The 13,007-nt window shown below is 61.0% G+C and carries 9 protein-coding genes; 3 read left to right on the forward strand and 6 right to left on the reverse strand.

Annotated elements, in window-relative coordinates; genetic code table 11:
* Positions 1–58 precede the first annotated feature (58 nt).
* Positions 59–1,702, forward strand: a complete 1,644-nt coding sequence (locus tag ASF04_RS00855) for an NAD(P)/FAD-dependent oxidoreductase (RefSeq protein WP_056137496.1) — start codon at positions 59–61, stop codon at positions 1,700–1,702.
* 396 nt (positions 1,703–2,098) lie between these two features.
* Entirely contained in the window at positions 2,099–4,795 is a 2,697-nt protein-coding gene (locus ASF04_RS00860; RefSeq protein ID WP_056137497.1) for a TonB-dependent receptor, read from the forward strand.
* Positions 4,796–4,861: 66 nt separating this feature from the next.
* On the opposite strand, the gene corA is transcribed toward ASF04_RS00860, so the two are convergent.
* From corA to glnA, 5 genes are all read right to left on the reverse strand, one after another.
* Positions 4,862–5,830 (reverse strand): magnesium/cobalt transporter CorA, encoded by a 969-nt coding sequence (gene corA, locus ASF04_RS00865; RefSeq protein ID WP_056137498.1) that lies wholly within the window; start codon positions 5,828–5,830, stop codon positions 4,862–4,864.
* Positions 5,831–5,920: 90 nt separating this feature from the next.
* Positions 5,921–7,441, reverse strand: a complete 1,521-nt coding sequence (gene ntrC / locus ASF04_RS00870) for a nitrogen regulation protein NR(I) (RefSeq protein WP_056137499.1) — start codon at positions 7,439–7,441, stop codon at positions 5,921–5,923.
* A 60-nt stretch (positions 7,442–7,501) separates the two neighbouring features.
* Complete coding sequence (gene glnL / locus ASF04_RS00875; protein ID WP_056137500.1) at positions 7,502–8,599, reverse strand: nitrogen regulation protein NR(II); 1,098 nt, start codon at positions 8,597–8,599, stop codon at positions 7,502–7,504.
* Between the two features lie 23 nt (positions 8,600–8,622).
* Positions 8,623–9,147 (reverse strand): hypothetical protein, encoded by a 525-nt coding sequence (locus ASF04_RS00880; protein ID WP_056137501.1) that lies wholly within the window; start codon positions 9,145–9,147, stop codon positions 8,623–8,625.
* Between the two features lie 128 nt (positions 9,148–9,275).
* Complete coding sequence (glnA, locus tag ASF04_RS00885) at positions 9,276–10,691, reverse strand: type I glutamate--ammonia ligase (protein WP_019921580.1); 1,416 nt, start codon at positions 10,689–10,691, stop codon at positions 9,276–9,278.
* Between the two features lie 332 nt (positions 10,692–11,023).
* On the opposite strand from glnA, the gene ASF04_RS00890 reads away from it, so the two are divergent.
* Complete coding sequence (locus ASF04_RS00890) at positions 11,024–11,482, forward strand: rhodanese-like domain-containing protein (protein ID WP_056137502.1); 459 nt, start codon at positions 11,024–11,026, stop codon at positions 11,480–11,482.
* 91 nt (positions 11,483–11,573) lie between these two features.
* On the opposite strand, the gene ASF04_RS00895 is transcribed toward ASF04_RS00890, so the two are convergent.
* The gene (locus tag ASF04_RS00895; RefSeq protein WP_056138355.1) at positions 11,574–12,926 is read right to left on the reverse strand and encodes a TAXI family TRAP transporter solute-binding subunit; all 1,353 of its coding nucleotides are present in this window, start codon (positions 12,924–12,926) and stop codon (positions 11,574–11,576) included.
* Between the last annotated feature and the right edge of the window lie 81 nt (positions 12,927–13,007).

The following is a 13,007-nucleotide window of genomic DNA, read 5'->3' on the forward strand; positions in this document are numbered from 1 at the left end:
CACGCAGCCGCACCGCTCTCCGCTAGATACGGAGCCCTGCACTTTTCGGAACTACACCATGTTGCGTCTCAATGAAGTCAAACTCCCACTGAACCACACCGAAGCCGAGTTGCCGGCCGCTATCCTGGCGCGGCTCGACATCGCAGCCGAAGACCTGCTCGGCTTTACAGTCTTCAAGCGCAGTTACGATGCCCGTAAAAAGTCGGCCATCGTCCTCATTTATTCGCTCGACATCGAGGTGGCGGACGAAGCCGCTGTGCTCGCACATCGGCGCCATGACACCCACCTGATGCCCTCGCCGGACATGGCCTACAAGTTCGTCGCCGACGGCGAGCAATTGGCGGCGCACCCGGACTTCCAGCGCCCAGTGGTGATCGGCATCGGCCCTTGCGGCCTGCTGGCAGCGCTGCTGCTGGCGCAAATGGGCTTGCGTCCCATCATTCTCGAGCGCGGCAAGGTGGTACGCGAGCGCACCGTGGACACCTTCGGCTTCTGGCGCCAGCGCAAGCTCAATCCCGAGTCGAACGTGCAGTTCGGCGAAGGCGGCGCCGGCACCTTTTCGGACGGCAAGCTCTATAGCCAGATCAAGGATCCCAAGCACTACGGCCGCAAGGTGCTCACGGAGTTCGTCAAGGCCGGCGCGCCCGAGGAAATCGTGTATGTGAGCAAGCCGCACATTGGCACCTTCCGCCTGGTCAAGATGGTGGAATCGATGCGTGAAAACATCGAAGCGCTGGGCGGCGAATACCGCTTCGACAGCAAGGTCACCGATATCGATATCGAAGAGACCGCCGATGGCCGCCAGGTGCGCGCCGTGATGCTGGAAAGCGGCGAGAAGATCGTCACCGACCACGTGGTGCTGGCGATCGGCCACAGCGCGCGTGACACCTTCCAGATGCTGTACGACCGTGGTGTCTATATAGAAGCGAAACCGTTTTCGATCGGCTTCCGGGTCGAACACCCGCAATCGCTGATCGATACCTGCCGCTTCGGCCCCAACGCCGGCCACCCGATCCTCGGTGCGGCCGATTACAAGCTGGTGCACCACGCGTCGAACGGCCGCGCCGTGTACAGCTTCTGTATGTGCCCGGGCGGCACGGTGGTCGCAGCCGCGTCCGAGCCGGGCCGGCTGGTCACCAACGGAATGAGCCAGTACTCGCGCAACGAGCGCAACGCCAACAGCGCCATTGTGGTCAGCATTTCGCCCGAGGTGGACTACCCGGGCCATCCGCTGGCGGGCATGGAATTCCAGCGCCGGCTGGAAGAAAAAGCGTTCGAGCTGGGCGGCGGTACGTATGACGCGCCAGGCCAGTTGATGGGCGATTTCGTGGCCGGGCGTGCCTCGACCGAGTTCGGCACCGTGGTGCCGTCGTACAAGCCGGCAGTGCACCTGACCGACCTGGCGCAGATCCTGCCCGAGTACGCGGTGACCGCGCTGCGCGAAGCGTTTCCGGCATTCGACAAGCAACTGAAGGGCTATTTCCGCCACGACGCGGTCTTGACCGGTCTGGAGACGCGCACGTCGTCGCCGATCCGCATCAAGCGCCGCGACGACACCCTGCAAAGCCTGAACACGGCCGGCCTGTTCCCGGCTGGCGAAGGCGCCGGCTACGCGGGCGGCATCCTGTCGGCCGGCGTCGATGGCATCAAGGTGGCGGAGGCAGTAGCGCTGTCGATGGCAGCGGCGCAGTCAGCCCGCTAGTCCGGCGGCACCTCTCCCATTGATAAAACCCGGCACAGCCGGGTTTTTTTTTAAGGCATCGAACACGCCGGCGTCGGAACGATGCGACCGGTCGTTGCTGCCGCACTAATTGCAAGTAGTCTATGCCGTTTGGCCGGATCCAGCACGACTATCACAAATACGCAATAAACCATGAAAACTTTTGTATTTCTTTGTAATAAAATCTGTTTTTTTTGTAAATGCCGAGAAAAGTGTTGTTTATTTCAAAGTTGTTACAGTGCTTGCATTGACCACACAACGCTGCAATGGTTTGATACTCGACTCCGGCCAATCTCAGCATCGATTCGCCGGGCAGAGAATTTTTTTTAGAAGAAGTAACAAACCCTGGGAGTTGTAACAATGATGATGGAAACCGTAATGTCGCGTTCGCTGCGCTTGATGTTCGCAAGCGGCGCCGCTTTTGTGCTGGCACAACCAGCCATGGCCCAACAAGCCGACGCGCCGATCCAGCGCGTGGAAATTACCGGTTCGGCAATCAAGCGTATCGACGCTGAAACCGCGGTACCAGTCACCGTGCTGCGCATGGACGACCTTAAAAAGGAAGGCATCACCACGATCGAACAGGTAATGTCAAACCTGAGCGTCTCGCAGTCGAGCCAGGGTACCAGCCAGACCGTGGGCTCCGGCACCGGCGGCGCAGCGTTCGCCGACATGCGCGGCATCGGCGCCAACAAGACCCTGGTTCTGTTGAACGGCCGTCGCCTGGCAAACAACGCCTTCGACAGCTCGGCTCCCGACCTGAACATGATCCCCTTCGCCGCCCTCGAGCGCGTCGAAGTGCTGCGTGACGGCGCCTCGTCGCTGTACGGCTCCGACGCGGTCGGCGGCGTGATCAACTTCATCACCAAAAAAGATTACCGTGGCGGTACCGTTACCCTGGGCGCCGACTCGTCGCAACACGGCGGCGGTTCGTCGAACAACGCCAACATCGGCTTCGGTTTCGGCGACCTGAGCGAAAACGGCTACAACGTGTTCGCCATGGTGGACCACCAGTCGCAAAAAGCGCTGACCGGAACCGACCGAGACTACAACAAGCGCTACGCTGGCGGCCTGTCGGCTTCGACCAGCCCGGCCAATTACTTCCAGGGCGACATCAGCGGCAACCAGGCGGCGCCAAGCTGCACCAACGGTACCTTCCTGATCCCTGACGGCAACGGCGGCTGCCTGATGACCACCTCGGCCTTCGTTGACTACATTCCGAAAACCGAACGCACCACGGGTCTTATCAAAGGTACCCTGAACCTCAACGCCAACCATCAGTTGGCGCTGGAGTTGCTGTCGACCGAGAGCAAGGTTGAAACCACCATCGCACCGGTGCCATACGGTGGCCTGTACATCAACCGTCTGCGTCCGAACGGCACGCTGAACCCTTACTACCCAGGCAATGGCTCCACGCCTGGCGTGGCTGGCCTGTCGCCAACCTTCATGGACACCGTCGGCAGCCAGACCGCTGGCGTGCAGCCCGGCTTTGTGCGCGCCCGCTGGCGCGACCTGCCGCATGGCCCGCGCCAGGACGAGAACATCAACAAGCAGCAGCGCGCAGTACTGTCGCTGGAAGGCTCGATTGGCGGATGGGATTACAAATCGGCACTGACCTGGAATGAAAACAAGGTCAAGCAAAACCTGTCGGGTTACAGCGATGGCGGCATCATCACCGCCGGCGTGCGCGATGGCGTGATCAACGTCTTCGGCGACCAGGACGCTGCTGGGACCGCACTACTCGACAGCGCAGCGCTGGCCGGTAACATCATGAACGCCAAGGGTACCAACAAGGGCGCGGACGTGCAATTCTCCCGTCAGGTTGGCGACTGGTTCAACACCGGCAACCAGGCTGGCCTGGCAGTTGGCGCGCAGTATGAGCACCAGGAATTCCGCAGCGCAGCCAACACCGTGTTCGCCGAGCGCGTGGTTGCCTCCACCGGCATCGATCCAAACACCCTGAGTGTGGGCAAGCGTAACGTTTCGGCCTTCTACAGCGAATTGAACCTGCCTGTACTGAAGAACCTGGATGTGACCGCTGCTGTCCGTTACGACAAGTACAGCGATTTCGGCCATACCACCAATCCGAAATTCTCGTTCACCTACAAGCCGGTCAATACCGTGCTGTTCCGTGGTTCGTATTCGAAAGGTTTCCGTGCACCGTCGCTTTATGAGATCAACGCACAGAACACCTACACCAACTCGGCCAACACGCTGAACGACCCGATCAATTGCCCGAACGGCACCCCGATCCCGGGAAAAACCGCCGGCGCCAACTGCCGTCAGCAGTTCCAGGTGCTCAATGGTGGTAATGCTGCACTGCAGCCAGAACGTTCGAAGACCGGTACCTTGGGTATCGTCTGGGAAGGCGTGCCTAACCTGACCTTGTCGGCCGACTACTGGAACATCCGCCTGACACAGCAAATCAGCACCTTGCAGGATTCCGACGTGCTGCGTGATCCGGTCAAGTTCGCTTCCGCCTACAAGCGCAACCCACAGGGTGACCTGGCAACCGACGGTTCGCAATGCCCTAATCCGCTGACCTGCGGTTACCTGGATCTGCGTAACCAGAACCTGGGCGACGTGAACACCAACGGTGTCGATCTGGCAGCGAACTACCGCCTGCGCACCTCGGGCTACGGCAACTTTAACTTTGCCATGAACAGCACTTGGGTACACAAGTACGAGTACCAGAACTTCATCGGCGACCAACTGAACAACAAGCTGGGCACCTTCAACGGTGACGGCGTGATCTTCCGCTGGCAGAACACCATGAACCTGTCCTGGAGCAAAGACAAGTTCGGCGCCGGCCTGACCGCCCGCTACAAGTCCGGTTACCTGGACCAGGAAAACGAGGAGGTAGAAAACCACCGCGTTGCGTCGTACACCACGTTCGACGGTTATGGTTCGTGGCAGGCCATCAAAGGTCTGACCCTGACCTTTGGTGTGCGCAACATCTTCGACCGCGATCCACCGCTGTCGTACCAGTCGGGCACCTTCCAGGCTGGCTACGATCCGCGCTACGCCGATCCGATGGGCCGTACGTTCTACGCACGCGGTACCTACAACTTCTAATCAGTTAGATAGTTGAAAAAAATCCCCGGGTTTTGCGACCCGGGGATTTTTTTATTGAGACAGCGGTTACAACCACCCGGCCCGCTTGAACCGCCGGTGCAAGATCCAGCACACGAAGATCATGATGGACAGCGCCATCGGGTAACCATACTTCCACTCCAGCTCGGGCATGAACTTGAAGTTCATCCCCCACACACCGGCAAACGCGGTAACGATGGCGAAAATCGCCGCCCACGCCGCCAGCCGCTTGTTCACTTCGCTCTCTTCGATTGCCGTCATCGACAGGTTGACCTGGATTGCGGTAGCGATGGTGTCGCGGATGGTGTCGAGCGCGGCGCTGATGCGGTGCAGGTGGTCGTGGACGTCGCGGAAGTAATCCTGGGTGTCCAGGCACATCGACGGCACCCGGCCGCCGTACAGGCGCCCTACCGCTTCCATCATCGGCACCACGGCGTGGCGCACGGTGGTGACCTTGCCCTTGAGTTCATACAGGCGCTCGATATTGTCGCGCTGCTTGCCCTGGCTGAAGATCAGCTCTTCGATCTTTTCCAGCTCGGTTTCCAGCATTTCCAGCACCGGGAAGTAGCGATCGACGATCGCGTCCATCAGCGCGTACAGCACGAAGGCCGGGCCCTTGCGCAACATGTGCGGCTCGCGTTCGGCGCGCGCACGTACGCCGAGGAAACCCTTGGTGCTCTGGCCGTCGCGCGAGGACAGCACGTAGTTCTGGCCGACGAAAATATCGACCTCGCCCAGCACCACGTCGCCATCGCGGCATTCAACGGTTTTTACCACCACGAACAGCGAGTCGCCGTATTCCTCGATCTTGGGGCGCTGGTGGCCGCGGCTGGCGTCTTCCACGGCCAGTTCGTGCAGGCCGAATTCATGCTGCATGGTCGTGAGCTCTTCGGGGGTAGCCTCGTGCAGCGCCACCCAGACGAAGGTCTCGGGCTTCTCCATGTAATCACTGATTTCTTCGACCGGGATATCGGCCAGTTTTTGCCCATCCTCGTAGGCGACACAATTAAGCAGCATACACATTCCATAAAAAATAAAGCCCCTGGCTTTGCAGCCAAGAGCTTACCTGAAACTTGTACAACGGTACTGCCGGCAATGAATGTGGCGTCAGTCGTCCTTGGCGCCGTCGATGCCCAGTTCGGCGATCTTGCGGGTGATGGTGTTGCGGCCGATGCCCAGGCGTACCGCCGCGTCGTTCTTGCGGCCGTGGGTGTGCTTGAGCGCGGTGCGGATCAGGGCCGACTCGAACTGCCGGCCCAGTACCGCCATCACTTCCTGCTGACCGCCGCTGAGCATGGACGCCGCCTGCATTTCCAGCAGATTCAACCAGGCTTCCGGGGTGGCCGGCGCAGCCGAGGCCTGGGCCGATGCTGGCGCGTCCTGCGTGGCAATCGGCATCACGGTGCCGTGGTGCTGGACCGCGCTATAACCTTCCGTCAGCGACGACTGTCCGCCGCTGCCACCGGCGGCCGGCTGCTCCTGGGTCAGCTCCAGCGGCAAGTCCTTGACCTCGACGGTCTGGCCCGGCGCCATCACGGTGATCCAGTTGCACAGGTTTTCCAGCTGGCGCACATTGCCCGGCAATTCCAGGCCGCACAGGAAGGTCAACGCGGCGTCGCTCATGCGCTTCGCTTCCACGCCCAGCTGCTTGGCGCTCTGCACCAGGAAGTGGCGCACCAAAATGGGGATGTCTTCGCGCCGTTCCCTCAAACTGGGCAGGCGCAGGCGGATCACGTTGAGGCGGTGGTACAAGTCCTCGCGGAACAGGCCTTCGCGCACGCGCTGTTCGAGATTCTGGTGGGTGGCGGTAATTACCCGCACATTGGCCTTGATCGGCTGGTGGCCGCCGACGCGGTAGAAATGGCCGTCGGACAGCACGCGCAGCAAGCGGGTTTGCAGGTCGAACGGCATGTCGCCGATCTCATCCAAAAACAGGGTGCCGTTTTCGGCCTGCTCGAAGCGGCCGCGCCGGGTGGTCTGGGCGCCGGTGAAGGCGCCGCGTTCGTGGCCGAACAGTTCGGATTCGAGCAAGTCTTTCGGAATCGCCGCCGTATTGAGCGCGATGAACGGCTGCGCCGCGCGCGGGCTGTGCTTGTGCAGCGCACGTGCCACCAGCTCTTTGCCGGAACCCGATTCACCGGTAATGAGTACCGTGACATTCGATTGCGACAGGCGGCCGATGGCGCGGAAGACTTCCTGCATCGCCGGCGCCTGGCCGAGAATTTCCGGGGTTTCCGCCGGGCCCGATTCGACACTGGTCTCGCGCAGGCTCTCGTCAAGCGCACGGCGTATCAGTTCGACGGCCTTGTCGATGTCGAACGGCTTGGCCAGGTATTCGAAGGCGCCGCCCTGGAAGGCCGCCACTGCCGAATCGAGGTCGGAAAACGCCGTGATGATGATGACCGGCAGGCCGGGGAAGCGTGACTTCACCAGTTGCAGCAGGTCGAGGCCGGAATCGCCCGGCATGCGGATGTCGGACACCAGCACTTGCGGCGTCTCGTATTCGAGCGCGGCGATGGCATCGCGCGCATTGGCAAAACTCTTCGTGGCCAGGTTCTCCCGGGCCAGCGCTTTTTCCAGTACCCAGCGGATCGATTCGTCGTCGTCTACTATCCAGATTGGCTTCATGTGTTGTGTATTTCCCGCGTGGATCGTCTATCGAGGGAAGTCGCACCTGTCTGCCACCACTTATGGCAATGGCAGCAGGATGCGGAAATCCGTGTATCCAGGCCGGCTGTCGCATTCGATCACGCCCATGTGCTGTTGCACGAAGGTTTGCGCCAATGTCAGTCCCAGTCCGCTGCCGCCTTCCCTGCCCGACACCAGCGGGTAGAAAATACGGTCACGGATCTGGGGTGCGATGCCCGGCCCATTGTCGATGATATGCAAGTCTAATGCCAGCCCGTACCGTACCTTGGCCAACGTCACCTGGCGCGCCACCCGGGTCTTCAAAATAATCTGCGCTGTTCCCTCTTCCATCTGCGCGGCCAGCGCTTGCGCGGCATTGTGGGCGATGTTCAAGACGGTCTGGATCAGCTGCTCCTTGTCGCCCCGGAACTCGGGAATCGACGCGTCGTAATCGCGCAAAATCGTCAGGCCGGACGGGAACTCGGCCAGCATCAGGCTGCGCACGCGTTCCAGCACTTCGTGGATGTTGACGTCGCCCACGATGTGCGGCCGACGGTGCGGCGCCAGCAGGCGGTCCACCAGCGTCTGCAGGCGGTCCGCTTCCTTGATGATCACCTGCGTGTATTCGCGCAATTGCACCGCGTGCAGCGCCGGCAGCTCCATCTCCAGCAACTGCGCGGCGCCGCGAATGCCGCCGAGCGGATTCTTGATTTCGTGGGCCAGGTTGCGGATCAGCTCCTTGTTCACCTGGCTCTGGTCGAGGATGCGTTCCTCGCGGTCGAGTTTTAAATGCTGCAAGTGTTCGCGCAGCTCGATCAGGATGTGGCCGGGCGGTTCGTCGAGCGCCGAGACGATGCTGTGCACGTGCAGCGGATCGCGGCCGGCGCGCTCGAGCGTCAGATCCTGGCGCAGGTCGGAAAACTTGTGCTCGCGCGCCTGGGCGCAGATGTGGTCGAGCTCGTCGGGATTGATGAACTGGGCGCTGAGCTTTTGGCGCGACATCGCTTTGAGCGAGCTGGCCAGCAGATTTTCGGCTGCCGCATTGGCGTAGGCGATATGGCCGTCGGCATCGAGCATGACGACGGCGGAGGCCAGCAATTCCAGGCCGGCCAGCATGGCCGGGCGTGCAGGGTGATTCAGTGCGTTGACAGGGCTCATCGGGGACTCATGGGGAAAGCAGGTTAGCGAATATTGGCGATTTCACGTTTCAGGGCTTCGACGTTTTTTTCGGCGCGGCCCACGCTGTCGCGCAGCGTGGCCGTGCGTTCCTGGTACTTGGCATAGTTGCGCTCGTCGCCGCGCCGTTCGGGCGTGCCGTTGTTGTATTCAAGGCGCAACTCGGCCAGTTTTTGCTGCTCGCTTTTGAGCTCGTCTTCGAGGATGGCGCGGCGGTCGGCATCGCGCGCGCGCTGCTCGGCATTGTCCACGCGCGGAAAGGCCGCAGGCGCAGCACCGGGCACCGTGGCAACAGCTGCGGGCTGCCCTGCCTGCGCGGGCGAGCGTGCCGGCGCAGCCCGCCGTGGCGGCGCGGCGATCACCGTACCCGGCAAGTCCATCGCCGTGCAGTAGTTGCCGCGCTTGATATCCGTGTACTCGACGCTGCCGCCTGGCGGCGTGCACTTGTAGATCACGCCCTGGGCGGCAGCCGTCGCGCTCACCAGCGCCAGCATGCAAGCCAACGCGCCGCGTTGCAAACTCAAAATCATTCGTCATTCCGTGGATGGGTGGGTCCACGCGACTATACAACACCCCAAACAAAAACGCGGGGAAAGCCTTCGCCTTCCCCGCGTTTTTATGACTAGCGCCGGACCGGCCGGCGCCTGGCAGACTGCAATTACAGCGAGTAGTACATGTCGAACTCTGCAGGGTGGGTCGTCATGCGCATGCGCTGAACGTCCTGCATTTTCAGTTCGATGTAGGCATCGATCATCGAGTCGGAGAACACGCCGCCACGGGTCAGGAATTCGCGGTCCTTGTCCAGGTTTTCCAGTGCTTCTTCCAGCGAAGCGCACACGGTCGGGATCAGTGCGTCTTCTTCCGGCGGCAGGTGGTACAGGTCTTTCGACGCTGCTTCGCCCGGGTGGATCTTGTTCTGGATACCGTCCAGGCCAGCCATCAGCAGCGCGGCAAAGCACAGGTACACGTTGGCCAGTGGATCCGGGAAACGGGTCTCGATACGACGGCCTTTTGGATTGGCCACGTGCGGGATACGGATCGATGCCGAACGGTTTTTAGCCGAGTACGCCAGTTTGACCGGGGCTTCGAAACCTGGCACCAGGCGTTTGTACGAGTTGGTGCCTGGATTGGTGATCGCGTTCAGTGCCTTGGCGTGCTTGATGATGCCGCCGATGTAGAACAGCGCGGTATCGGACAGGCCGGCATAGCCGTCGCCAGCGAACAGGTTGACGCCGTCTTTCCAGATCGACTGGTGCACGTGCATGCCCGAACCGTTGTCGCCAACGATAGGTTTTGGCATGAAGGTCGCGGTCTTGCCGTAGCTGTGGGCCACGTTCCAGACCACGTATTTCAGGTTTTGGGTCCAGTCGGCGCGCTCGACCAGGGTCGAGAACTTGGTGCCGATTTCGTTCTGGCCAGCGCCAGCCACTTCGTGGTGGTGCACTTCGACCGGGATGCCCAGCGATTCGAGGATCAGGCACATTTCCGAACGCATGTCCTGGAAGCTGTCCACTGGAGGAACCGGGAAGTAGCCGCCCTTGACGGTTGGACGATGGCCGCTGTTGCCGCCTTCGATTTTTTCGCCGGTGGTCCACGACGCTTCGTCGGAGTCGATCTTGACGAAGCAACCCGACATGTCGATTTTCCAGCGGACGCTGTCGAAGATGAAGAATTCTGGCTCGGGACCGAAGTAGGCGGTGTCGCCCAGGCCCGACGATTTCAGGTAGGCTTCAGCGCGCTTGGCGATGGAGCGTGGGTCGCGGTCGTAGCCTTTGCCGTCGGCAGGCTCGATCACGTCGCATTGCATGAACAGCGTGGTCTCTTCCATGAAGGGATCGATGTTCGCGGTGTTTGGATCAGGCATCAGGATCATGTCCGATGCTTCAATACCCTTCCAGCCGGCGATCGAGGAACCGTCGAATGCGTGACCCGATTCGAACTTGTCGATGTCGAAGTGCGACACTGGCACGGTAACGTGCTGTTCTTTACCACGGGTATCAGCGAAACGGAAATCAACGAATTTCACTTCGTTTTCCTGGACCATTTTCAGAACTTCTGCGGCTGTCATTGCCATGCGTCTCTCCTAAGATAATTTGCGGAACTGGTGCACCTACACTAAGCAGTATCCATGCCAGCCGATTCGCCCCTGCGATTGCATAACAATCTCATAAGGTTATGTTGATAGCGTCCTTGAACTTGCCGCCAAGTGCGTCCAAAATTGGGCGCACGATGGCACAGCTCAAATTTGATGACGATCAAGGCAGCACCATTGCGGTGCATTTTCAAAAAACCGCACTTAATTTGTGCAATTTTGGAATTTCTCGTGAAAATGCCTCGTTTTGGTGCGCACCGTCTTCGGCCACACAGGACGCTTATAATAATCTGAAACCTCTACTGGAACATGACATGAGCAAAATTGATGAGATTCTGGCGACGGCGCGCGGCCGCAACAAGGACTGGGCCTACGCTGGCGCGGTCACGCCCGAGGAAGCGTTCGAGCTGCTGGGGCTCGACAATGCTGTCAAGCTGGTGGACGTGCGCACCAACGCGGAGCGCGACTGGGTGGGCCGCGTGAAAATCCCCGAGGCCCAACATGGTGCGGTGCAGTGGACGACTTACCCGGGCGGCAATGCCAACCACGAATTTATCGAGCAATTAAACTCGGTGGCGCGCAAGGACCAGGTATTGCTGTTCCTGTGCCGCTCCGGCGTGCGCTCGCGTGGTGCAGCCAAGCTGGCATCCGAACACGGTTACCAGCACTGTTTCGATATCCTCGAAGGGTTCGAGGGCGACAAGGATGATGCCACCCATCGCAAGAATATCAACGGATGGTGCAAGGCCGGCTTGCCCTGGACCGGCGCCTGACACAACCTCCAGAGCTGCGTTGCAGCTCCTCGCCGTACGTTCGTACTGTCTTCGTCGCTGCGCCTTGCTTTGAAGGCTATGTCAGGCGCCGCTATGCGGGCAGCGCCTCCGCCCCTTCCGCCATCAGGAACTGAATGCGCTTGCGCACGAACTGTATGTGGGAGCGCAAGCCATACAGGCCGTCCGCAAACGACAGCGGGATCGAGATCTGGTTGACCAGCTCCTCGATCTCGTCCAGGCGCCGCAACTGCTCTTCGTACACCTGCATGCGCGCCCCTTCCGGCGCTTCTTCCACCTTCTGCTCCACCGTGCGCAGCTGTCCATACCACTTGTACACGCGCGAACGGATGCGCCACACGTACAGCGGCGGCACGATCTTCGATAGCGGCAGGATCAGCGCGCTCAGCGCCAGCATCACCACCCACATGCGGTCGAGGAAGTTGGCGGCCCAGAACGGCATATACCGTTGCAGCAGCGGCGGCCCGTTCTTGTAGAACTTGGCCGCCTCGGCATCGACCGGAATCTCGGTGTACTTGGCCGACGGGAACTGCCCCTGCTGCTGGAACCAGCCGGCGCCGTTGTGGATGCTGCTGGCGCCCTGCACGAACAGGTCGATCAGCGCCGGATGCATATCCTCGCGCGCCACCAGCGTGGCGGTCGGCGCGATCAGGCTGTACTCGCGTGCCGGAATGTCGCGACCGAGATCGACGATGCCCTGCGGCAGCGTCACATGCGTGAGGAACGGCAGCTTGCGCGCATAAGCCTCGGCCTGGGTAAAGTCGAACAACTGGATGCCCGGCGTTTGCAGCAGCATCTGGATCAGCGGCGCTTCCGGCGCGGAAGTAAAGACCAGGCCGTCGATGCGCCCTTCCAGCAACTCCACCACGGCTGGCGTGTTGGCCAGCGAGAGGCGCTGGACGTCGCCCGTTTCCAGGCCGTTCAATTCCAGTACCTGGTGCAGCAGGCGCGGCGCGCCGGCGCCCTTGGGGCCGAAATTGATCTTCATGCCGCGCAGCTGGCTCAGCTGGGTGATCGGTTTTTTATCTTTCGGTTCGCGCAGGAACAGCCACAGCGGTTCGACAAACAGGCTGCCCAGCGAGGTCAGCTCCTCGCGGTCGGCCGTTTCTTCATTGGTGCTGCCGCTTTGCACGAAGGCGATATCGACCTTGCCGTCGCGCAGGTTGTGCAGGTTTTCACCGGACCCGGCCGACGGCACCAGCGTGACCGTGACGCCGTGCTTGGCCAGCATGGCCGCGTATTTCTTGCCGAATTCTTCGTAGGCGCTGTTTTCCTGGCCGGTACCGAGCCGCACCGTGCGCGGCGGCGCCGGATCGACCAGCCAGTAAGCGAACAGGCAGACGCCGACGATCAGCAGCACGGTGGGCAAGGTGGACGCGAACAAGTCACGCAAGGAGAACTGCGTGAACTTGAGGATTTTGGACATGTGGTGGCGCATCGGTTTCATGGGGTGCTACAGTGCCAACAATTGGCGCCGTATGCAAGTGAAACCGAGCGCATGTCCCTT

It is taken from the genome of Duganella sp. Leaf61 (assembly GCF_001421905.1).
Taxonomy (GTDB): Bacteria; Pseudomonadota; Gammaproteobacteria; order Burkholderiales; family Burkholderiaceae_D; genus Rugamonas; species Rugamonas zoogloeoides.

Coding starts and splice junctions, on each gene's coding strand:
- glnA (WP_019921580.1), bottom strand. CDS start 10,691: ATGGCAATGACAGCCGCAGAAGTTCTGAAAATGGTCCAGGAAAACGAA.
- ASF04_RS00855 (WP_056137496.1), top strand. CDS start 59: ATGTTGCGTCTCAATGAAGTCAAACTCCCACTGAACCACACCGAAGCC.
- ASF04_RS00895 (WP_056138355.1), bottom strand. CDS start 12,926: ATGTCCAAAATCCTCAAGTTCACGCAGTTCTCCTTGCGTGACTTGTTC.
- ASF04_RS00890 (WP_056137502.1), top strand. CDS start 11,024: ATGAGCAAAATTGATGAGATTCTGGCGACGGCGCGCGGCCGCAACAAG.
- glnL (WP_056137500.1), bottom strand. CDS start 8,599: ATGAGCCCTGTCAACGCACTGAATCACCCTGCACGCCCGGCCATGCTG.
- corA (WP_056137498.1), bottom strand. CDS start 5,830: ATGCTGCTTAATTGTGTCGCCTACGAGGATGGGCAAAAACTGGCCGAT.
- ASF04_RS00880 (WP_056137501.1), bottom strand. CDS start 9,147: ATGATTTTGAGTTTGCAACGCGGCGCGTTGGCTTGCATGCTGGCGCTG.
- ASF04_RS00860 (WP_056137497.1), top strand. CDS start 2,099: ATGTCGCGTTCGCTGCGCTTGATGTTCGCAAGCGGCGCCGCTTTTGTG.
- ntrC (WP_056137499.1), bottom strand. CDS start 7,441: ATGAAGCCAATCTGGATAGTAGACGACGACGAATCGATCCGCTGGGTA.